Here is a 707-nt window from a genome sequence, read left to right as displayed (position 1 = left end):
CCAAGAAGAGCTATTCTCAAGGCCACTGTTTCGTGTGTATGAAGAAGCTTGCGAGCTGCGATATGTGCATCATGAAGCCAGAGACTTGCCACTACGACCAAGGCACATGCCGCGAACCGCAGTGGGGAGAAGAAAACTGTATGGTGGATCACTTCGTGTATCTATCAAATACATCAAGCTTGAAAGTGGGCATCACTCGCCACACTCAAATTCCAACACGTTGGATTGATCAAGGTGCAACTCAGGGTCTGCCAATTTTCAAAGTCAAAACGCGTCATATTTCAGGCTTGATTGAAGTGGAACTGGCAAAGCATATTGCAGACAAAACAAACTGGCGCACTTTGCTTAAAGGCGATGGTGAACCGATTGAGTTACAAGATCGTTTTGCTGAACTGCTCCCTCTTGTGCAAGACAAGATTGCTGAAATCAAACAGCAATTTGGTGAAGATGCCATCGAGGTGCTGAGCGAAACCACTACCGATCTTAGCTACCCCGTTCAGCAACACCCAACGAAAATCACCTCTCATAACTTCGACAAAAACCCGGTTGTGACTGGTATTTTGCAAGGCATCAAAGGTCAGTATCTGATTTTTGATACCGGTGTGATTAACGTCCGCAAATTTACATCTTACGAAGTTGAAGTAAGCGCGTAGATACGTCTGCTTTGCTATACAAACTTCCTAGATAGAAAAAGCTCGAGCATTGGC

Annotated in this window: 1 protein-coding gene; it reads left to right on the top strand. The window is 45.1% G+C overall.

The window, feature by feature from the left end; translation table 11 throughout:
- A partial coding sequence (locus R7P74_RS26470; protein ID WP_318123627.1) for a DUF2797 domain-containing protein occupies positions 1 to 653 on the top strand: 653 nt, incomplete at its 5' end.
- Positions 654 to 707: the final 54 nt, after the last annotated feature.

The sequence above is a fragment of the Vibrio sp. 2033 genome (assembly GCF_033339735.1).
Note: the sequence above shows the minus strand (reverse complement) of the source record. Positions and strands in the feature narration are given on the sequence as shown.